This is a genomic window from Aciditerrimonas ferrireducens, from assembly GCF_023130475.1.
Lineage (GTDB): Bacteria > Actinomycetota > Acidimicrobiia > Acidimicrobiales > UBA8190 > Aciditerrimonas > Aciditerrimonas ferrireducens.
On sequence record NZ_JAKHEX010000003.1, the window covers coordinates 104,969 to 125,370 of the forward strand.

Consider the following 20,402-nt stretch of genomic DNA (forward strand, 5'->3'; position numbering starts at 1 on the left):
CCGCCGTGGCCCCCGAACCCGGACCCGGGGACGGCGGGGCTAGCCACTGCCCGGGCTGCGGCCGGCCCCTCGCCCCGGGGCCTGGGGGCGCCGACGCCGGGCACTGCCCGGGCTGCCTGCCCCCGCTCGACCCGCCCCGGTTCTGCCCGGCCTGCGGCCGGCGCCTCCGGGTGCTCGTGAGCCCCCGAGGCTGGCGGGCCACCTGCAGGACCCACGGTCCCCTCGGACCCGACTTCTAGTCCGGGACCAACGAGTCGTCCGGCTGCTGGGCCAGCTCGCTGGCCAGCTGGTCGAGACCGGCCGGGTCGCCGACCCGCACCGCCAGCCGGTCCCGTTCGACCAGCCACCGCCGGTTCAGCTCGTGGAGCTGGACCTGGGGGTCGAAGCGGTTCAACACCACCCGCACCCCGAAGGCCAGCCCGTCGCCCCGGGCCCCGTCGAGCGCGTCGAGGGAGAGCCGGACGTGGTTGATGGTCCCGAGGCCCGCGTCGGCCACCAGCAGGACCCAGTCGGGCCGCAGGAGCCGGGCCAGGTCCAGGACGTCGCCGTCGTGGCCCTGGGGGGCCCGCAGCCCCCCGGCCGTCTCCACCAGCCCGACCTCAACCCCGGCGGGCCAGTCGAGCGCGGCGAGCTCGCCGACCCCGAGGGGCGGGACCCCCAGGACCTCGGCGGCCATCGGCGGCGCCATGGGCACGGCCAGCCAACGCTCCCGCGGGCACACCTCGCCGGGGTCCTCGCCGCTCGCGGCCGCCAGGACCTCGGCGTCGGTGGGGCCCTCACCGGGGCCGAAGGACTGGGCCGGTTTCCGGGCCGCCACCGCGAGGCCCCAGGCCCGCCAGCGGGCCAGCAGCTGGGCCGACGTCCAGGTCTTGCCCACCTCGGTCCCGGTCCCGCACACCAGCACCACCACCCTCGGCCACCCCGGGCCCCTCATGCTCGCCCTCCGCCGGGCAGCACCGCGGCCAGGGCGCCGAGGAGGCCCTCGACCTCCTCGGGCCGATGCTCGGCCGACAGGGTGACCCGCAGCCGGGACGTGCCCGGCGGCACGGTCGGGGGCCGGATGGCCGGGACCAGGAACCCCCGGGCCTCGAGGTCCTCGGCCACCGCCAGGGCCGCCCGCTCCTCGCCCAGGACGACCGGCACGATCGGGGACCGGCCCACCGCCGCCGGCAGCTCGAGGCCGAGGGCTCGCAGACCGGCCACCAGCTGCCCGGTCCGTTCGGCCAGGGCGGCCCGGCGGGCCTGGCCCTCCGCCGAACCGAGGACCTCCAGGGCGGCCAGGGCGGCCGCCGCGTCCGCAGGGCTCAAGGCGGTGGTGAAGATCCAGGACCTCCCCAGGTTCCGCACCAGGTCGACCAGGGGCCGGCTGCCGGCCACGAAACCCCCTTGGCTGCCCAGGTGCTTCGAGAGGGTCCCCACCCGGGCGTGGGCCACCCCCTCCAGGGCCGCCCCGGGGTCGGGGCCGAGCACCCCGTGGGCCTCGTCGAGGACCAGCAGGGCCCCGTGGCGCCGGCAGCATTCGGCCAGGTCCTCGACCGGGGCCCAGTCCCCGTCCATCGAGAAGACCGTGTCGCTCACCACCACCGCCGGGCCCCCGTGCCCGCCCAGCCGGGCCTCGAGCGCCTCGAGGTCCCCGTGCGGGTAGACGGCCACCTGGGCCCGGGAGAGCCGGCAGCCGTCCACGATCGACGCGTGGTTCCGCTCGTCCGAGCAGATCAGCACGTCCTCGCCGCCCAGCGCCCCGAGCACCGCCAGGTTGGCGGCGAAACCGCTTGGGAACACCACGGTGTCCTCCTCGCCCGCCCACCGGGCCAGGGCCTCTTCGAGGGCCTCGTGGACCGGCCGGGTCCCGGTGACCAGCCGGGACGCCCCCGCCCCGCTGCCCCAGCGGGCCAGGGCGGCGCTGGCGGCCGCTCGGACCGCCGGGTGGGTGCTGAGCCCCAGGTAGTCGTTGCCGGCGAACGACACCACTCGGCCCCGCCCAGCCAGCCGCCCCCGGACCCCGAAGGCGTCGAACACCCGGGGCGCCCGCCACCGCCCAGCCGCCACCAGCGCCTCGCGCCGCGCTGCCAACCGGTCCGCCCAGCGCGCCCCGGCCGGCCCCCAGGCTCGCGGCCCGAGGGGGACCGGGGCCGCTTGGGTCGAGCCGGCCTCACCGAGCGACGCGCTGGCGGCCGCCAGGTCCGGTTCGCAGACCTCGGCCAGGGCGCCGGCCAGCACCTCGACGAGCTCCTCGGCCTCCGCCGCCGTGGTGGTGAGCGGCGGCATGAGCACGATCACGTCGCCCAGGGGCCGAAGCAGCACCCCTCGGCGGACCGCAGCGGCGCAGACCCGCCGCCCCCAGCGCAGCCCGGGTCGGGGCGGGACCAGCTCGACCCCGGTCATGAGGCCCCGCTGGCGCACCTCCCGCACCGCCGGGTGCTTCGCGACCCGACGGGCCAGCAGGTCGGCCAGCTGCTCGGCCAGGGCCGCGACGCCGGCGAGCACCCAGGGCTGCCGGACGAGGCGCAGGTGCGCCAGCGCCACGGCCGCCGCCAGGGCGTTGCCCCCGAAGGAGTGGCCGTGCGCCAGGGTCCTCGGCCCGAGGTCCTCGCCGAGGAACGCCTCGTAGACCCGCTCGGCGCAGACCGTGGCGGACATCGGCAGGTAGCCACCGGTCAGGCCCTTGCCCAGGCAGAGCACCTCGGGCCGGATCCCGCAGACCTCCGAGGCGAAGAGGGCCCCGGTGCGGCCGAAGCCGGTGGCCACCTCGTCGGCCACCACCAACACCCCCCGCTCCTGGGCGGCCCGCACCACCCGGGCCACGTCCTCGGGCTCGGCCACGAGCATCCCCGAGGCCCCCTGGACCAACGGCTCCAGGACGAGGGCAGCCAGCCGCTCGTGCTGGGCATCGAGCACGGCCAGGGCCGCCTCGGCCCACCCGGGGTGGTCGTAGCCGGGGGTCCGCAGCACCGGGAACCGCAGGGGATCGAAGACTGCGGTCTCGAAACCCCCCGCCCCGAGGGACAGCGAACCCACGCTGTCCCCGTGGTAGGCGGCGCCCAGGCAGAGGAACAGGTTCCGCTCCCCCGCCCCCTGGTTGGCCCAGAACTGGAAGCAGATCTTCAGGGCCTGCTCGACGGCCGACGCCCCGTCGGAGGCGAAGAGCACGTGGGGCCGCTCCACCGGCACCACCTCGGCCAGGGCCTCGGCCAGCTCCACCACCACCCGGTTGCCGTTGCCCAGCAGCGTGCTGTGGGCCACCTTGTCGAGCTGCTCCCGCACCGCGGCGTCCAGGGCTGGCACCCGGTGGCCGAGGGTGGTCACCCACAACGAGGAGATGCCGTCGAAGTAGCGCCGGCCGGCCACGTCCACCAGGTGCCGGCCCTCGGCCCGCTCCACGATCACCGGGGCGTTCTCGGCGAAGCACGCCATCTGGGTGAAGCCGTGCCACACCACCGCCTGGTCCCGAGCCACCCACCTCGCGTGCCGCGCCTCCGGCCCTTCGCTCCCCTGCCCGGGGGACCCGGGCCCACTCCTCGTCTCCATCGCCCCGAGTCTCCAGAGCGACGCCCAGGCTCGTCCAGTTGGGTCCCCTCCCGGTGCCCGGCCGGCACCGTCGGCGCCCGTGCCATGATCCGACCCGGGAGGGACCCGGCGCGGGTCCCTGCGCGCACCCCGGCGGTCGCGGCCGACTCGGTCCCGACCGCCCCGGACGAACCTGGAGGGACCCATGGACCGCATCGGCGTCGTCGACACCATGTTCGCCCGCTACGACATGGGCGCCGAAGCGGTCGACGAGCTCCGCCACTGCCCCGGTCACGGCACCCGCTTCGAGATCCTCCGCCGGACGGTGCCCGGCTTCAAGGACCTCGGCGTGGCCTGCAAGAAGCTCATCCAGGAGGAGGGCTGCCGGATCGTCGTGGCCCTCGGCATGCCCGGTCGGGCCCCCATCGACCAGGTCTGCGCCCACGAGGCCTCCCAAGGCATCATGCTCGCCCAGCTCCTCACCAACACCCACATCCTGGAGGTCTTCGTCCACGAAACCGAGGAGGAGGACCCGGCGAAGCTGGCGGCGGTCTGCGTCGACCGGGCCCGCAAGCACGCCCGCAACGCCTACTGGCTGCTCTACGAGCCCGAGCAGCTCACCCGGCGGGCCGGCCAGGGGGTCCGCCAGGGCTACACCGACGCCGGCCCCCTTCTCCCCCCCGCCGACTAGCCCCGGCCGACCCGAGGCACCGGCCCTGCTCATCCGAGGGCCAGACCCCAGTCGGTCCCCCGCTCTCGTGACGGGCCCCGATCCCGCCAGGCCTCGATCCGCGGGGTGGTCAGCTCGACCCTGACTTCGGCCACCCCGGGTCCCCCAACCCCCCGCCCGACGTCCGGGGGGGCCAGGCGCGCCCAGAGCCCTTCCGCGCTGGCCCGCAGCCAGGTCGCGCCCCCCGGTTCGTTCGGGGCCAGCTCGCCGAGCACCCAGCCGACCGCCGCCACGACGTGCCGCGGCGCCACCGGGCGGCCCCGCTCCCGCAGCAGCCGCCCGGCCCGGGCCGACACCTGGGCGGCGAGCTGCCCAGGTTCCATCCCTGCCCCGTGGTCCCGCTGCCGGTCGGCCCGGCCGGCCTCGAGCACCGCGCTGAGCCAGTCGCCGGTCAATCCGACGGCTGCCGCCCGGGCCTGCCAGCCCGGGAGCAGGTCGGCCAGCTGGACGCCAGGGTCCTTGGCCGCCCGGGTCCGCCGGGCCGCCACCTCGGGGGAGGCACCCGGCCCGGCTCGGGCCAGCTCCTCGGCGATCTGGCGGCTGCGCTGCGAGAAGCACGCCAGCGCCCGGGGCTCGAAGCCGACCAGGTCGGCCCGGCCCCGCCGTCCGGGCTCGAACCCCACCCCCAGGGCGGCCACCAGGCCGGCTCGCAGCTCGGCGTGGTAGAGGGCGTCGGCAGCCGCTCGATGGGCGTAGAACCCCCGGCCGTCCAGCGACCGCCAGGGCCCCTCGACCCCCTCGAGCGGTCGGCCCAGGTTGGCCACGACGACGTGACAGTGCAGGTGCGGGTCGAGGGCCCGGCTGGTCCGGTGCACCATGGCCGCCCCCACCAGGCCGCCGACCGCCTCGACCCGGCGGACCCCGCCGTCGGCCACCCGCAGCCCCGCGGCCCGCTCCTCGAGGTAGCCGAGGGCGCGGGCAACGGCCCGCTGGTGGCACGCCAGCACCACCGACCCGACCTCCGCCCCGGCCAGGGTGGCCAGCAGGCTGACCGACTTCGGCGCAGCGAAGGTCAGGTCGTAGGCGCCGACCCGTCGGGCCGAAAGGGAGGGCCCGAGGGGTTCGCCGCTCTCGGGGTGGCACCCGGCCAACAGCCGCTCGAACGGCTCCCGGGCGACCGTCCCCGCCAGCCCGAGCGCGCCGACGCCGCGACCCAGCCACTGTCCGGCCGGCTCGGCTCCGGTCCCGGTGCCCTCGGCTGGCGCCAGGTAGTAGGCCCCACCCGCCGGACCCACCTTGCCGAGCCGCAGCACCTGCCTCCCGCCGCCGGTGGGTCCGGGGGCACTGCGGTGCCGAGCAGACCGACCGGGCGGAAGCCCGGGGCCGACCTCAGGCTAGACGGTCACCAAGGTACTTTCAAGTGCTTTTACTCTTTTCCGCGTTTTTTCCGTAACGCTGGAGGATCCGGCGCGCGGTCGTCGGCCCGAGGGACGCCAGGCTGGCCGGGGCGAGCAGGCGACCATGGGGGCCGAGGCGGACCAGCAGCCGTCCCAGCCAGGCTTCTCCGCTGACCGCCAAGGTGGCCACCGCCCCGCCGCCGGGCCGCTCCTCGACCTCGAGGGCTGGCACCCCTTCGAGCAGCCGCCGGCCCTCGGCGTCCACCGCCAGCTGGACCACCGTGGCCTCCGCCTCGACGGCCCCCTCGGTCAGGTCCCCAGCCGCCGATGCCTCGGCGGGTCGGCCCGTGGGCTCGGCGGCCAGGATCCGGTCCACCCGGTAGCGCCGCAGATCGCCCGTCCCGGGCGTTTGGGCCACCAGATACCAGTGCCCCCGAGCGCTGGTCAGGGCCACCGGGTCGACCTCGCGCGCCACCTCCTCGTCCCGGCCGGCCACCCAGTAGCGCACCGCCAGGCGCTGCCTCTCTTCGAGAGCCCGCCGGACCGTCGGCAGGTACGCCGGCTCGTCGAGGTCCACGCTCAGCACTCCCCGGGCCCCGAGGGACGCCTCCAGCTTCGCCAGCGCCTGGGCCAGGGCGGCCCCGTCCTCGGCCAGGCCCGGCACCCCGGCCACGGCCCGACCGGCGGCCACCAGGGCGAGGCCCTCGGCCGGGGTCAGACGCCGGGGTCGCGCCAGGGCCGGGTCCAGGTGCGCCTCGACCTCCTCGTCCCCGACGATGATCTCCATGAGCTGGTCCGGGGTGTAGGGCGGCAGGCCGCAGCAGGCGGCCAGCTCCAGGTCGGCTTGCAGCTCCTCGGGGCTCGTCCCGAACCGATCGGCCAGGGCCCGAAGCGGCATCCGGCCCTGGCGGGCCAAGACGGTCAGCACCGCCAGCAGCCGAAGGAGCCGACTGCCGGCGTCCCGACTGCCCCGGTCCGTCCGGGGGGCTGTCCGCCCTCCCGTCCCCAGCCCGGGGCGCCTTTCGGACCCCGCGAGGCCCGGCGGCGCTCCGTCGTCCTCGGGCTCGGCACCCGTCGGCCCTTCGGCCTGGCCCTCCAGCCAGCGGATCAGCTCCTCGCGCAGTGCCGGGGGACCGAGCAGCTCGGCGTGCTCCCCGAAGTCCAGCAGCCAGCTGCGCAGCGCCGCCCGGTTGGTCACCTCGAGGGTGAGCACGACGCTGCCGTCGGGCTCCTCGGCCACCGTAGCGCTCGGCCCCACGTCCTCGAGGGCGCTCGGGGCCAGCGGGGCAGCCACTCTCAGCTGGGCCACCACCGCCTCCTCCTGCCCGGCCCGCCAGGGCAGCCCCGTCCAGGCGGCCTCGGGGTCGAACCCCTCGGGCGGGGGACCCAGGGCCTCCTCGAGGCGGGGCTGGTCCTCGATGCGGTCCACGCGGTAGGTCCGGCCGGCCCGCCGGTCGACGTCCCACCCCACCAGGTACCACCAGCCCCGGTGGAACCGCAGCTGCGCCGGGACCACCCGCCGCTCCTGGCCCCCGTGACGGAACCGCACCCCCTGGCGGCGGCTCAAGGCGCTGAAGAGCACCGGCAGGGCGGGCAGGAGCGGCACCTCGGCCACCGTCGGCCCGGCGCTCCCCGGGCCGGACCCGCCCGGACCCGGGCCCTCTTGGACCGGGCCCTCGGGGAGCGGGCCCTCGGGGAGCGGGCCCTCGGGGAGCGGGGCGCCCAGGCGCCACAGGCCCAGGCGACCACTAGCATCCCCGCCATGGACGGCCGCGACCGCCAGGTTGAGGGCCACCTGCTCCTCGGGGGTGAGGTCCAGGTCCTGCAGGTAGAAGTCCTCCGGTCGGATCCGGTACCCGACCTGCTCAGGCCCGGGCACCGGCAGAGTGCTCACCACGATCCCCTGCTCCCGCAAGGTCCGCTTGTCCCGTTCGAACGCCTGCCGTCGGGCCTCTCCCGGCGGGGGGTAGCCGGGCACGGCGTCGGCGATCTCCTGCAAGGTCTTCGGCGGTCCCTCCTGGAGCAGGGTCAGGACGAGGTTGGTCAAGCGCTCCAGCCGGTCCACCCCGTCCAGGTTAGGCGTGGACTCGCGGGAGGCCACGGACCGTGAGACCCCGGGGCGATCCCTGGGCTTTCCATCCCCACCCCTTGGCGCTCCTGGCCGTCGCCCTGGTCACCGCCGGGGTCCTCTGGGCCCAGCAGGCCACCGAGGGGGACCCGGTCCGCCGCCGTCAGCGCCGACTCCTGGCCGGCGGTGCCCTGGCGCTCCTGGTCGCCGTCTGGTGGCCGCTCGCCGACCTGGCCGCCCACTGGTCGTTGCTGGCCCTGGTCGTCCAGCGGCTCCTCCTGACCCTCGTGGCTGCACCCTTGCTCCTCGCAGCCCTGCCCGCCGAGGCCCTGGCCCGTCTCACCCGGCCCTTCCTCGCCGACCTGGCCCTCGAGGTCCTGACCCTCCCCGCCGTGGCCGTCGCGCTCTTCACCCTCGTGGCCGTCGGCACCCTGCTGCCCCCGGCCGTGGCCTTCGACTCGGCCGGCGGCTGGCACGCCGGGCTCTTCGACGCTCTCCTGCTCGGCGCGGGCTTCGTCCTGTGGGGACCGGTCCTCGAGCACGTCCCGGGGGCCAGTCGACCCGGACCCCTCGGGGTCGCCGTCTACCTCGTGGTCCAGTCCCTCGTGCCCACCTTCTTGGCCCTGGTCTTCGTCTTCGCCCGCCACCCCCTCTACCCCGCCTACGCCCGGGCCGGTGGCGCCATCGGCCTCTCCCCGCTGGCTGACCAGGAGATCGCCGGGATCGTCGGCAAGGTCGGCACCTTGCCGATCCTCTGGACCGTGGCCTGGCGGGAGCTGGCCCGGGCCCGACGAGCCGAGGAGACCGGCCAGGACGCCCGGCCGCTGCGGTGGCTCGACGTCGAGCGGCGCCTCGCCCGGGCCGAGCGACGCGAAGGGCGTGCCCTGGCAAGGAACCGCCGGGCTGCTCGTCGACCGCCTCGCCAGCGCCGACGGGTGCTCGCCCGCCCCCAGCTCGTCGCCTACTTCCCCACCGTCGACGCCCCTGGGCCGGAGCACCCGGACGGGGAGCCCCCGGCGGAGGGCACCAACCCCGAGGCACCCGGCCCGGACCCCCGCCAGAAGTGACCGGCGGGTCACTGGAGCGGCCCCGGGCGCACTCCTAACCTGCCGAGCGTGGCCGCCGTCCCCCCGCTGCCCGAGCCTCCTGCCCAGCCGGCGCGCCCCACCCCCCTGGGCCCACCGCTCGGAGCCGGGGGCCGGGCGAGCGCCGAACGCACGAGCCGCTGGCGGCGGGGCGTCCCGGCGATCCCCGCACCCCAGGGGCAGGCCAACGCCCTGCGTCACCGGGTCCCTGGGGCCCTTCGCGCCGCCTTTCGGCCCGTGCCGCCCCGGGGCGAGCGCATGGCCGTCGTGGTCCGCAGCCGGTCCCGCCGACGCCGCGGGGCGCTGACCCCCGAGGACGGCGAGACCCTGGCCGAGGCCGCCGAGCTGGCCCTCCGGCTCCGGCGCCCCCTGGTCCTCGAGTTGGCCACCGCCGGCTCCGACGTCGGCCACGGCGTGGCCTCCCTGGTCGGCTGGGGCCAGGGTGCGAGGGCGGTGGCGGCGTGCTCGGGGGTCGTGCCGATCCTCTGCCTGGTCCGCGGACCGGCCGTCTCCGGCCCCGCCCTCCTCCTCGGCCTGGCCGACGTCTGCGTGGCGACCGCCGACAGCTTCGCCTTCCTGTCGGGGCCCGACATGGTGGCCTCCTACACCGGGATCCACCTCGACATCGCTGCCCTCGGAGGCCTCGCCCACCTCGAGCGCAACGGCGTCGCCGCCCTCGCAGCCGCCGACGCCAGCGAGGGCTGGGACCGCATCGACGAGCTCCTCGGCTACCTGCCCGACCACCACGACGCCCTCCCCCCGACCCGGCCGACCGAGGATCCCCCCGACCGGGCCACCCCCGAGCTCGCCGAGCTGGTCCCGAGCGACCCCCACGCCTCCTACGACGTCCGGCGGGTCATCGCCAGCCTCGTCGACGACGGCTCCCTGCTCGAGCTCCGAGCCCGCTTCGCCCCCCAGGTGGTCACCGCCCTCGCCAGCCTCGGCGGCCAGCCGATCGGCGTCGTCGCCAACCAGCCCCAGGCCCTCGCCGGCACCCTCGACATCGGCGCCTCCCAGAAGGCCGCCCGCTTCGTCCGGTTCTGCGACGCCTTCAACGTGCCGCTGCTCACCCTGGTCGACACCCCGGGCTTCCTGCCCGGCAAGGACCTCGAGTGGCGGGGCATGATCCGCCACGGGGCCGAACTCGCCTTCGCCTACGCCGAGGCCACCGTCCCCCGCCTCTGCCTCGTCCTCCGCAAGGCCTACGGCGGTGCCTACATCGTCATGGACTCCAAGGGCATGGGCAACGACCTCTGCTACGCCTGGCCCACCGCCGAGATCGCCGTCATGGGGGCCCAAGGGGCGGTCTCCGTCCTCCACCGCCGGGCCACCCCCGAGGAGCGGGCCCGGGCCCAAGCCCGCTACGAAGCCGAGGTCTGCACCCCCTGGCTGGCCGCCGAACGAGGCTACGTCGACCACGTCATCGAACCGGCCGAGACCCGCTCGGCGCTCAGCGCCGGTCTCGCCCTCCTCGCCACCCGCCGGGAGCACCTCGTCGGCCGCAAGCACGACACCGGGCCGCTCTGAGCCACGGGCCCCTCGGCAGGGTCGGGCGAGGGGACGGGAAAGGCTGGAAGGTTCGGAGGGGCCTGGACGCGTTGGGGCCCCCGCAGAGGCGGGGGCCCCAGTTCGTCAGAGGATGGCTTCGGGGAAGCTCAGGCCTTCTTCACCTGGCCGAAACTCGCGGCCCAGTTGGTCACCGAGGTTCCCGAGCTCGCGTTGCAGCCGGTCGACCCGGTGGTGGTGGTCTCGCCGAAGTAGGTCCCGGCCGTGCCGGGCAGGCCACCGCTACTCGTCGTGCTCGTCGTCGTGCTCGACGACGTTCCGAACGCCGTCGCCGGCGGCTCCGCCGGGGAGTAGAGCACGAACCAGCACTCGTTCGTCTTCGAGTAGGCCGCCAGGATCACCGCGTTCCCGTCACCCGAGGGGTCCACGCTGATGCAGTTCGTGTTCGACGAGGTGCAGGCCGCGCCGGCCGTCCAGGAGAACGTGGGCTCCGAGCTCTGGAGGCTGCTCTGCAAGGAAGTCGGAAGAGAGGACCCTCCGATGTCGAACGACTGGTTGTTGGACTGGTAGAAGCTCTCCGCCGCCGTCAGGGCGTTGGTGAGATTCGACTGGGCGGCCCGGTTGTTCGCTGAGCCGGTCACCCCGAGGAACGTCGGGATGGCGATCGCCATCAAGATGGCCAGGATCAGCAGCACCACCATGAGCTCGATGAGGGTGAAGCCGGCCTCGGCCGCCTCCTCCCCCTCGATCTCGGGGGCCCGAGCCTGCCTGGCTCGGTCGAGCACCTGCTTGAGCATGGGTTCCCTCCTTTGGGTCATCAGATGGCAATGCACCTGGTGGCAGCCCATCGGCAATTCCGAAACGCCGCTTGATCTACGGATGCCCACCGATGCGCGGGACGATCCCGATCCTGAGAGCCACCGGACGCGCCACCGCCCCACGGGCAACCGATTGCTCGCCCGGTGGGGACCCGCCCGTGCGCGGCGTCGACCAGGACGGCTGGAGGGCTTCAGCCCGCAGCGGCGGCCCCCGCCGTCCCGCCGCTCGCCGTCGTGCTGGCCGAGCACGGGTCTTGCTCGCCGGGGTCGTCGTAGATCTGGCCGGTCACCTTCACCTCGTAGCCCGGGGACGAGGCCGGAGCCAGGGAGGTCCCGACCACCACGGCGCCGGCGCTCGACCCGCCCGAGGAGCTCGACGGGGTGCCTTGGCCCTGGCCCGCCAGGTTCACGGCGAAGGACGAGACGGTGAACAGCCGGGGGAAGGCCGAGCCGTCGAGCCCCTTCACGAAGTTCATGACCTGGCCGAAGGTGCCCACCAGGGTCAAGGTCACCTGGACGGTCTGCAAGCCGTCCTGGGTGGAAGCCGAGCCCCAGGTCAGGCTCGGGATGCTCGGTGCGCCCGAGGCGCTCGCCAGGGCCCCGACGTCCAGGACGAACTGGCTCTCGTCGAGGGCCGGGGGGATCTCGGCCACGAACCGGGAGTAGGACTGGCAGTTCAGGACCTGCTGGTGCTGGTCGTGCTCCAAGGCGAGCAGTTCCGCCTGGAGAGCTTGCTCCTGAGCGCTCAGCTCCTGGCGGGTGGCCTGCAGCTGGGCGGCGTGGCGACCCTCGGGCAGCACCCAGGCGAGCAGCGCCGCCACGAGCACCACGACGGCCACCAGGGTCACGAGAAGCACATGGCGGTAAGGGTGGAGATGGGCTCGCAGCTCGGTCATCTCAGCCGTTCCCCTTCGTGGCGGTGTCAGTCGGGCAGCCGGCGGCTGGGTGCAGCACGTCGTAGCAGCCGTTGGTCGACAGGCTCGCTGGGCGCAGCACCGGGATGCTTGCCGAGAACGTCACGACCGTCTGGCCGCCACTCGAGGGGCAGGTCGGCCCGGCGGAGGCCGGTGCCCCGAAGAACGGCTTGCCGACGTCGCCAATGAAGTCGGCGTAGGGGTTGCACGAGACGTTGCCCTGGTAGGTCCCGGTGACCGTCGCCTGGATGGTGGCGATCTGGCCGGGGAGGGTGCTCGTGGTGGTGGCGCCGGGGGCCGCGCTGGACTGGGTGGCGGCGGCACTCCCCGAGGCGTCGAGGGCGGTGCCGGTGAAGTCGGTGACCGCCAGGTTGTCCGGGTTCTGCGCCGCCAGGGCCTGCACCACCGCGTACCAGTCCGGCACGTGGGTGGTCAGGCCCTCCACCTCCCGCTGGGCCACGGCCAGTCCGTCGGCCACCGCCTGCGCCTTCGAGTACCGGGGCTTCTCGGCGTTCAGCTGGGCGATCTCGCTCCGCAGGGCGGCGACCTGCTCGCTGGTGCGGTGGGCCTCGTAGGTGCGCCAGCCTCCGAGCCCGAGCACCACGACGGCCGCCGCCACCGCGCCGAGGCTCACCGCCCGAGTCACCCGCCGGATCCGGGCCCGGGCCAGGACCTCCCCCGGCAGGAGGTTGAACGCCCCGATGGTCCCCGGGGGGGGCGGCAGGGCCAGCCCGATGGGGGCGGCGAGGACCGGGTCGACGCTCCAGGCCTGCTCCGGGCTCAGCTCCAGGGCCGAGACGTCCAGGCGGGCCAAGGCCGAGACCGGCTGCACGGGCACGCCGAGCGCCAGGTGGAGCCGCTCCTGAAGGCCTCGAAGCCGAGACCCTCCGCCGGTCAGCACGACCCGGGCCACGGGCTGCCGCCCAGGCAGCGACGCCGCGTACTCCAGCGAACTGCGGACCTCTTGGACCAGGTCGCCCAGGGCTCCCTGCACCGCCTGCTCGGCGGCCAGGGCCTGCGGCCAGGGCTCCCCCAGGCGCCGCTTCACCGCCTCGGCGTCCGCCATCGGCAGGTCGAGGGCGCTGGCGATGGCCGCGGTGGCCTGATTGCCGCCGAGGGGAACGGTCCGGACGAACTGGGGGACCCCGGCGTCGTGGACCACCACGAGGGTCAGCCCCGCCCCGACGGACACCACCGCTTCGGGTTGCCCCAGGGGGTGCGTCGAGTCGACCAGGGCTCGGAGCAAGGCGGCGGGGACGAGGTCCACGCTGCTAACCCGCAGCCCGGCCTCCTCGGCCGGTCCGACCACTCCGTTCACCAGCTCCCGGTGGCAGGCCGCGACCAGGACCCGCCGCACCCGACTCCCGTCCTCGGCTTTCGCCTCGCCCACCACCTTGGCCGAGAGGACCGTCTGCTCGGCCGGGAACGGCACGATCTCCTCGGCCTGGAACCGGATCGCCGCCTCCACCTCGCCGTCGGGCACCCAGGGCAGCTCCAGCTCCCGGGTGATCGCCCGCAGCCCCGCCACCCCGAGCACCACGGTGGTGCTGCTCAGCTCGGCGCTCTTCCAGAGCCGACGCAGCGCGTCGGCCACCGCGGCCCGGTCGACCACCTCGCCGTCGACCACGACCCCCGGCGGGAGGCCGACTTGCCCGAAGCGCAGCAGGGTCGGCGTGCCCCCTCCGATCTCCACCTCGGCAGCCCGGACCGCTGAGGTGCCGATGTCCACACCCACGACCTGCGCCATGGCCGAACCTCTCGTCCTGCTCCCTCGCCCTCGACGCGCCCGAGACCTCAGGGGCCCGGCCAGGCCCTCGGCCCGACCGGCACCGGCTGCGGCAGCCCTGCGACCAGTCGTCGCCTCGGACCAGCGCCAGATCGCCCCGACGCCGAACCCGACCACCACGGCACTGCCTCCCACCGCGACCAGCCACCAGGTCAGCCACCAGAAGTGCAGCTCGGCCACGGCCGAGACGGCCAGGGCACCGACGGCGACCGCGCCGAGCGCCAGCCGACCGGCCCGGCCCGCCGCCACGAGCCCCACGGCCAGGGCCGGCCAGAGGTAGTAGGGGTCCATGACCGACTCCGTCAGGCACCGCAGCTCCAGCCCGACGGCCACCAGCGCCACGACCAGGGCTGGCCGGTCCCGGACGCGCCGGGCCACGGGCGCGAGGCCAAGGGCCCCGAGCAGGGCGACGACTCGGCCCGGCCCGCCGGCCACCACCTCGTCTCGACCCCGTCCACCGAGGTGCGGGGCCAGCGCGGTCCAGGGCGTGGGGTGGTCCACCCCCGGGAAGTTCGGCTGGTCGACCACCGCCCGCCAGGTCGCCTGGGGCGCAGCGGCGAAGACCGGCACGAGGAGCACCGCAGCGGGCAGCGCGGCCCGCACCAGGAACGGGACGAGCCGTTCGACGCCGAGCACCCCGAGGAGGACCGGCACGGCCAGCACCACCAGGGGCTGCACCGCGATGGCCGCCCCGGTCAGCCAGCCGGCGGCCACCACTCGACCGTCGAGCGCCGCCCCGAGGGCGTAGAGCACCAGGCCGACCGCCACGGCGTCCTCGGGATGCCCCCACCAGGCCACCACTGGGAACAGGACTGCCGCCCCGACGACGCCTAGAAAGGCTCGCGTCGCTGACCCGACGTTGAGACGCTCGGCGAGCGCGTCGAGCGCGACGAGCGCGACGCCCGAGACGGCGACCGCGTACGGCCCGAGCACGAGCCACGCCGTCGGGTGGGGGACCACCAGCGGGAAGTCCGTCGAGAGCCCGAAGGCGTTCACCACCGCGGCGACCGGCGCGAACAGCAGGGCGGTGCCCGGCAAGGTGACCATGGCGGTCCCCGCCTGGTAGAGGTGGCCGAAGTCGAGCCAGGCGATCATCTGGCCGTCGCGCAAGGTGCCCCAGATGTCCCCTGGCACCCACCAGACGGTCAGCAGCCGGTGGTGCCTTCCCCGGACGACCAGCGGGAACACGAAGGACCGCACGGCCGTGCCCCCGAGGACCAAGGCGGTGCCCAGCCAGGCGAAGCGCCGTTCGAGGGCCCGTCGAACCAGTCCCCGAGCGACAGACGCGCTCCCCCGCCGAAGCGACGCCAGCACCCCAGACCCCACGCCTCGCCTCTCAGCTCGTCGGGACGTGCTTGATGTAGTCGAACATGGGCAGGTACATGCAGATCACCATGGTCCCGACCCCCGCACCCATGATGACGGTCAGCATCGGCTCGAGCAGCTGGGTCAGGTTGGCCACCGTGGTCTCGACCTCCTGGTCGTAGAAGTCGGCGGCCTTGCGCAGCATGGCGTCGAGGGCACCGGTCTGCTCCCCAACCTCGACCATCTGGGTCACCAAGCTCGGCACCACCGCCTCGTGCTCCTTGAGGCAGTCCGCCAGGCTCCGGCCCTCGCGCACCCCGTTCTTCGCCGCCTGGAGCGCGTCGGCCACCACCTGGTTCCCCGAGGTGTCCGAGCAGATGTCCAAGGACTCCAGGATCGGGACGCCGGCCGCGACCAGCGAGGAGAGGGTCCCGGCGAAGCGAGCCAGGGCCACCTTGTGCAGCAGGGGTCCGAACACCGGGGGCTTGAGCTTGAACCCGTCGAAGGCTCGCCGTCCCCGGTCGGTGCCGATCCAGCGCTTGAAGACCACCAGGGCGAGCGCCAGCACCGCGAGGACCACGAGCACCCAGGGGCTCGTCACGATGGCCGAGATCTTCAGCACCGCTTGGGTCGGCCCGGGCAAGGTGGCGTGCAGCTGGGTGAAGATCCGCTTGAAGATCGGCACCACGAAGACCAAAAGGGCGGTGAAGATGACGATCATCACGCTCAGCACCACCGCCGGGTAGGTCATGGCCGAGCGGATCTTGCGGTTCAGGGCCGCCTGCTTCTCCATGGTGGTGGCCAGCTGCTGGAGCACCGCGTCCAGGCTCCCCCCGGCCTCCCCGGCCTGGACCATGGTCACGAACAGGTGGCTGAACACCTTGGGGTGCTGGGCGCAGGCCGCCGAGAGCGACGAGCCCCGCTCGACCTCGAGCCGGACCTCGCCGAGGACCCGGGCGAGCTCCTTGCTCTCCACCTGCGTGGCCAGGATCGCCAGCGACCGGACCACCGAGAGGCCCGAGTCGATCATGGTGGCCAGCTGCCGGGTGGCCACCGCCAGCTCGGCGAGCTTCACCCGGTTCGTGAGCCCCGGGATGGTGATCTCGGTGCGGGCCGAGAGCCGGGATCGGGGCTTCACCGAGATCGGCAGGTAGCCCATCTCCCGCAGCTTGCCCACCACCAGGGACATGGAGTCGGCCTCCAGCTGGCCCTCCACCAGGTTCCCTTGGCGGTCCCGGACCTTGTACTCGAAGGTCAGCGCCACTTCGCCCGTTCCTCTCCCCGTCTCGGCGGCCGCTTCAGGACCGCAGGTGGTTCCGCAGGTCCTCCTCGCTGCGGCAGCGGTCGAAGGCCATGGCCTCGCTCACCCGCTGCTCCTTCACCAGCCGGGCCAGGGCCTGGTCCATGGTCTGCATGCCGTGCTGCGCCCCGGTCTGCATCAGCGAGTAGATCTGGTGGGTCTTGTTCTGCCGGATCAGGTTCCGGACCGCCGAGGTGCACACCATGACCTCGGCGGCCACCACCCGCCCCGTGCCATCCGCGGCCGGGACCAGCTGCTGGGTGACGACCCCTTCGAGGGAGGCCGCCAGCTGGGTCCGGACCTGCTCCTGCTGACTGGTCGGGAACACGTCGACGATCCGGTCGATGGTCTGGGGCGCGTCCTGGGTGTGCAGGGTGCCGAACACCAGGTGACCGGTCTCGGCGGCGGTCAGAGCCATCGAGATGGTCTCGAGGTCCCGCAGCTCGCCGACCAGGATCACGTCCGGGTCCTCCCGCAGGACCCGCCGGAGGGCCTCGGCGAAGGACTGCGTGTCCTGGCCCACCTCCCGCTGGTTCACGATGGAGCGCTGGTGCTGGTGCAGGAACTCGATGGGGTCCTCGACGGTCACGATGTGCAGCGGCTTGCTCTTGTTGATGATGTCGACCAGCGCCGCCAGGGTGGTCGACTTCCCTGAACCCGTCGGGCCGGTCACCAGCACCAGGCCCCTGCGCAGCTCGGCGAACCGGGCCACCGAGGCCGGCAGACCCAGGGAGTCGAACGGCGGGATCTCATGGGGGATGGTCCGCAGCACCGCAGCCACCGTGCCCCGCTGCTGGAAGACGTTGAGCCGGAACCGCCCGACCCCTGGGATGGCGTGCGAGGTGTCCAGCTCCTTTTGCGCTTCGAACTGTTCCCGCTTCGCCTGCGGCAGGATCCCGAACACCATGTCCCGGATCTGCTGGTGGGTGAGTGGCGGGCACCCCTCGACGGGCCGGATGGCCCCGTGCAGCCGCATGCAGGCCGGCATCGTCGCCGTGAGGTGCAGGTCCGACGCGCCGAGGGCCACCACCTGCCGCAGCAGGTCGTCGATGTGCAGCGGCAGGCCCTCGTCGGCCGGCGCCGGGTCTACTGCGAGCCCCCTGTCGGCCTGGAGCTCGGCGGTCTGGACCTCCGCAGTCCGCACCTCTGCGCCGGTGTGCCCGTTCCCGGGATGCTCGTTGCCCGCGTGCCCGTTCCCGTTGGCCGGCACCCCGACCCCGACCGGCGCTGCCACCACTCCGGCCAGCGCCGGGACCGGGGCGGCGCTCGGAGCCGGCTCGTCGTGTCGCAGGGCTGCCCGCAGGACCCGGGGGTCGGCGAGGGCAGGGACCACGCTGGCCCCGGCGAGGGCCGCCAAGGCCCGCAGGTCGTCGGGGTCGGGCGGCTCCCCGAAGGCGACGAGCAGCTGCCCCCCGGCGACCCGACACGCCAGGGCACCGAACTGCCCGGAGAGCCCTGGGGGAAGCTGGGCCAGCGCCTCGGGCTCGGGCGGGGCCTGGGTCAGGTCCACCACCGGCAGCTGGGCCAACTGTCCGAGGGCCCCGAGGACCACCGGCACGGGGAGCCGTCCCCGGTCCAAGAGGACCTCGACCAGCGGCAGGCCACTGGCCAGGGCCTCCTCGAGGGCGCTTCGCAGCTCCTCCTCGGGCAGGACGGCCGAGCGGCCGAGCAGGCCGGCGAGCTGCCGGCTCCAGCGCTCCCGGGCTGAGGGGCTCGGGCTCATGCCACCACCCGCAGGACTTCCTCGAGGGTGGTCTCCCCTTCGAGGGCCCGGCGCAGGCCGTGCTCCCGGAGCGGCACCATGCCCTGTTCGACGGCCAGCCGATGGATCTGCTCGGCAGGGGCGCCGGCCACGATCATCTGCTCCACCTCCTCGGTGACCACCAGCAGCTCCGCCAGGGCCCGGCGCCCGCGGTACCCGGTGTGGGCGCAGGCCCCACAACCCTTGGCCCGGTACAAGGTGGGCACCGAGCTGCTGGCGAAGACCTGGGCCGGGTCCCACCCGAGAGCCGCCACCTCGGCCTCGGTCGGCTCGAAGGGTTCCCGGCAGTGCCGGCAGAGGCGCCGGGCGAGGCGCTGGGCGACGATGGCCGAGGCGGCCGAGCCGACCAGGTACGGCTCGACCCCCATCTCGACCAGCCGCATCGGGGTGCTGGCCGCGTCGTTGGTGTGCAAGGTGGCGAGCACCAGGTGCCCGGTCAGGGCGGCCTCCACCGAGATCATCGCCGTCTCTTTGTCCCGGACCTCCCCGACCAGCACGATGTCGGGGTCGGCCCGCAGGATCGAGCGCAGCGCCGCGGCGAAGGTCAGCCCGGCCTTCACGTTCAGCTGCACCTGGTTGATCCCCGGGATGCGCAGCTCCACGGGGTCCTCCACGGTGATGATGTTCTTCTCCGGGCTGTTCAGCACCGACAAGGTGGCGTACAGCGTGGTGGTCTTGCCCGAGCCGGTCGGCCCGGTCACCAGCACCGTCCCGTAGGGCTTCGTGTAGATCTCCCGGTAGCGGGCCAGCAGGTCCTCGTCGAAGCCCAGCTCGTCGAAGGAGAGCACCACGTTCGACTTGTCCAGGACCCGCATGACGATCTTCTCGCCGTGGATGGTCGGCAAGGTGGCGATGCGCAGGTCCACCGTCCGGTTCCCCACGTTCAGCGAGATCCGGCCGTCCTGGGGCAGGCGGTGCTCGGCGATGTCCAGCTCCGCCATGACCTTGAGCCGGGTGGTCACCGCCGGGGCGATGGACTTCGGGGCGGGGGCCATGTCGTGGAGCACCCCGTCGATCCGGTACCGGATGCGCAGCTGGCCGGCGGTGGGCTCCACGTGGATGTCCGAGGCCCGCTCGTTCAGGGCCTGGAGGACCAGCAGGTTCACGTAGCGGACCACCGGCGCGTCCTCGGCCACCACCTGCAGGGTCTCCAGGTCCTCGCTGACCGGGACCCCCATCTGGTCGGCCGCGGAGCTCGCGGCCTCGGCGGCCGAGATCCCCTGGCTGTAGGCCCGGTCCAGGTAGGTGGCGATCTGGGTGCGGGTGGCCACCACCATGACGAAGCGCTTGCCGAGCACCGTCCGCAGGTCGTCCGCGGCCAGGACGTTCGTCGGGTTCGAGGTGGCCACCACCGGCACCCCGTCACGGTCCTGCACCACCAGTACCCCGTGGTGCCGGGCCGTGGTCTCCGGCAGGCGCAGCGCCTGGGTGAGGTCCACCCCGAAGACGTCGAGGTCCACGAACTCCAGGCCCAGCTCGTGGGCCACCCCCCAGAGCAGGTCGGCTTCGGAGACCAGGCCCAGCCGGGCCAGGCAGCGGGCCAGGCTCTCCCCGCTCCGGGTCTGCTCGTAGAGGGCGTCCCGCATGGCGGCGAGGGGCACCCGGCCGCTCTCGACGAGGGCCCGGGCCAGGGGCGGGAAGCTGGCCAGATCGTCCTCCAAGCCCGTTCCCCCCACGATTCCCGCCGGGGGCGGCACCCCCTCGGGGGCACGGGCCAGGGGCGGGGGCGGCATCGCCGGGGGGGGGGCCGAGGCTGGTGGCTCGGCGGGGAGGGGGGTCGGGGACGGTTCGGCCAGCCCTGGGGGAACCGGGGGGAGCCGCCTGGCCGGCTGCTGGAGGGCCTCGACCAGAGCGGCGGTCACCGGGTCGGTCGGCGGCCCCTGGTCGGGATCCCCCGGCGCAGCCAGCGGACCGGGAGCGCCGTGGTAGAGGCGGTCGATGAACCGCTCGATCTGCTCCCGGCTGGCCACGACCGGCAGGAAGTCCCGGCCGAGCGAGGCCCGCAGGCTGTCCATGGCGACGAGGTCGCCGGGGTCGGCCACCGCCACGACCGGCGCGCCGTAGCGCCGGCCGACCGGCACCGCCGCGTAGGCCTGAGCCAACCGTTCGGGCAGCAGCTCGGCGACCGTCGGGTCCACCGGGTGGCGGTCCAGGTCGACGACCTGCAGCCGATGCTCGCGTGCGAGCAGCCGGACGCCGTCGTCGACGCTCATGCCCGATCCATCGGCACGCCACCCCCGGCAGCTGAAGGGGATCCCGTGGCCGTCCGCCAACCGCTTGCTAC

General features: G+C 74.6%; 14 protein-coding genes. 4 read left to right on the top strand and 10 right to left on the bottom strand.

Translation table 11 applies throughout. The features are described 5' to 3' along the window. The first annotated feature begins 5 nt into the window (after nucleotides 1-5). The gene (bsaP, locus tag Acit_RS14045; RefSeq protein WP_446650469.1) at nucleotides 6-239 is read left to right on the top strand and encodes a biotin synthase auxiliary protein BsaP; all 234 of its coding nucleotides are present in this window, start codon (nucleotides 6-8) and stop codon (nucleotides 237-239) included. Here the strand turns inward: bsaP and bioD are convergent. After that, complete coding sequence (bioD, locus tag Acit_RS03405; RefSeq protein WP_248105702.1) at nucleotides 236-934, bottom strand: ATP-dependent dethiobiotin synthetase BioD; 699 nt, start codon at nucleotides 932-934, stop codon at nucleotides 236-238. The genes bsaP and bioD overlap by 4 nt on opposite strands. Continuing rightward, nucleotides 931-3,456, bottom strand: a complete 2,526-nt coding sequence (bioA, locus tag Acit_RS03410; RefSeq protein ID WP_248105704.1) for an adenosylmethionine--8-amino-7-oxononanoate transaminase — start codon at nucleotides 3,454-3,456, stop codon at nucleotides 931-933. The genes bioD and bioA overlap by 4 nt, the downstream gene beginning before the upstream one ends. Before the next feature lie 256 nt (nucleotides 3,457-3,712). On the opposite strand from bioA, the gene ribC reads away from it, so the two are divergent. Continuing rightward, complete coding sequence (gene ribC, locus Acit_RS03415) at nucleotides 3,713-4,198, top strand: riboflavin synthase (protein WP_248105707.1); 486 nt, start codon at nucleotides 3,713-3,715, stop codon at nucleotides 4,196-4,198. Between the two features lie 29 nt (nucleotides 4,199-4,227). On the opposite strand, the gene mobF is transcribed toward ribC, so the two are convergent. Both mobF and Acit_RS03425 read right to left on the bottom strand, forming a co-directional pair. Next, on the bottom strand, nucleotides 4,228-5,490 hold the full coding sequence (gene mobF / locus Acit_RS03420; RefSeq protein ID WP_248105709.1) for a MobF family relaxase: 1,263 nt from the start codon (nucleotides 5,488-5,490) through the stop codon (nucleotides 4,228-4,230). 103 nt (nucleotides 5,491-5,593) lie between these two features. Next, nucleotides 5,594-7,639: a helix-turn-helix transcriptional regulator gene (locus Acit_RS03425; RefSeq protein WP_248105712.1), complete on the bottom strand. Its 2,046-nt coding sequence runs from the start codon at nucleotides 7,637-7,639 to the stop codon at nucleotides 5,594-5,596. A 41-nt stretch (nucleotides 7,640-7,680) separates the two neighbouring features. Here Acit_RS03425 and Acit_RS03430 point away from each other — a divergent pair, with 41 nt between their 5' ends. Further along, a complete protein-coding gene (locus Acit_RS03430; protein ID WP_248105714.1) occupies nucleotides 7,681-8,709 on the top strand; it encodes a cytochrome c oxidase assembly protein in 1,029 nt (342 codons plus the stop codon). A 48-nt stretch (nucleotides 8,710-8,757) separates the two neighbouring features. Next, nucleotides 8,758-10,254 carry an acyl-CoA carboxylase subunit beta gene (locus Acit_RS03435; RefSeq protein ID WP_248105716.1) on the top strand — a complete coding sequence of 499 codons (1,497 nt, stop codon included), beginning with the start codon at nucleotides 8,758-8,760 and terminating at the stop codon, nucleotides 10,252-10,254. Between the two features lie 128 nt (nucleotides 10,255-10,382). Here the strand turns inward: Acit_RS03435 and Acit_RS03440 are convergent, their stop codons facing one another. From Acit_RS03440 to Acit_RS03465, 6 genes are all read right to left on the bottom strand, one after another. Continuing rightward, nucleotides 10,383-11,030, bottom strand: a complete 648-nt coding sequence (locus Acit_RS03440; RefSeq protein WP_248105718.1) for a type IV pilin protein — start codon at nucleotides 11,028-11,030, stop codon at nucleotides 10,383-10,385. A 212-nt stretch (nucleotides 11,031-11,242) separates the two neighbouring features. Beyond that, entirely contained in the window at nucleotides 11,243-11,947 is a 705-nt protein-coding gene (locus Acit_RS03445) for a type 4a pilus biogenesis protein PilO (protein ID WP_248105721.1), read from the bottom strand. A 1-nt stretch (nucleotide 11,948) separates the two neighbouring features. Then, complete coding sequence (gene pilM, locus Acit_RS13445; protein ID WP_248105733.1) at nucleotides 11,949-15,077, bottom strand: type IV pilus assembly protein PilM; 3,129 nt, start codon at nucleotides 15,075-15,077, stop codon at nucleotides 11,949-11,951. A gap of 10 nt (nucleotides 15,078-15,087) precedes the next feature. Next, nucleotides 15,088-16,320, bottom strand: coding sequence for a type II secretion system F family protein (locus tag Acit_RS03455; RefSeq protein WP_248105735.1), 1,233 nt, complete (start codon nucleotides 16,318-16,320; stop codon nucleotides 15,088-15,090). A 34-nt stretch (nucleotides 16,321-16,354) separates the two neighbouring features. Next, nucleotides 16,355-18,079, bottom strand: a complete 1,725-nt coding sequence (locus tag Acit_RS03460) for a PilT/PilU family type 4a pilus ATPase (protein ID WP_248105736.1) — start codon at nucleotides 18,077-18,079, stop codon at nucleotides 16,355-16,357. Beyond that, nucleotides 18,076-20,331, bottom strand: a complete 2,256-nt coding sequence (locus Acit_RS03465; RefSeq protein ID WP_282436147.1) for an ATPase, T2SS/T4P/T4SS family — start codon at nucleotides 20,329-20,331, stop codon at nucleotides 18,076-18,078. The genes Acit_RS03460 and Acit_RS03465 overlap by 4 nt, the downstream gene beginning before the upstream one ends. Between the last annotated feature and the right edge of the window lie 71 nt (nucleotides 20,332-20,402).

Coding starts and splice junctions, on each gene's coding strand:
- bioD (WP_248105702.1), bottom strand. CDS start 934: ATGAGGGGCCCGGGGTGGCCGAGGGTGGTGGTGCTGGTGTGCGGGACC.
- ribC (WP_248105707.1), top strand. CDS start 3,713: ATGGACCGCATCGGCGTCGTCGACACCATGTTCGCCCGCTACGACATG.
- Acit_RS03440 (WP_248105718.1), bottom strand. CDS start 11,030: ATGCTCAAGCAGGTGCTCGACCGAGCCAGGCAGGCTCGGGCCCCCGAG.
- Acit_RS03445 (WP_248105721.1), bottom strand. CDS start 11,947: ATGACCGAGCTGCGAGCCCATCTCCACCCTTACCGCCATGTGCTTCTC.
- Acit_RS03460 (WP_248105736.1), bottom strand. CDS start 18,079: ATGAGCCCGAGCCCCTCAGCCCGGGAGCGCTGGAGCCGGCAGCTCGCC.
- Acit_RS03465 (WP_282436147.1), bottom strand. CDS start 20,331: ATGAGCGTCGACGACGGCGTCCGGCTGCTCGCACGCGAGCATCGGCTG.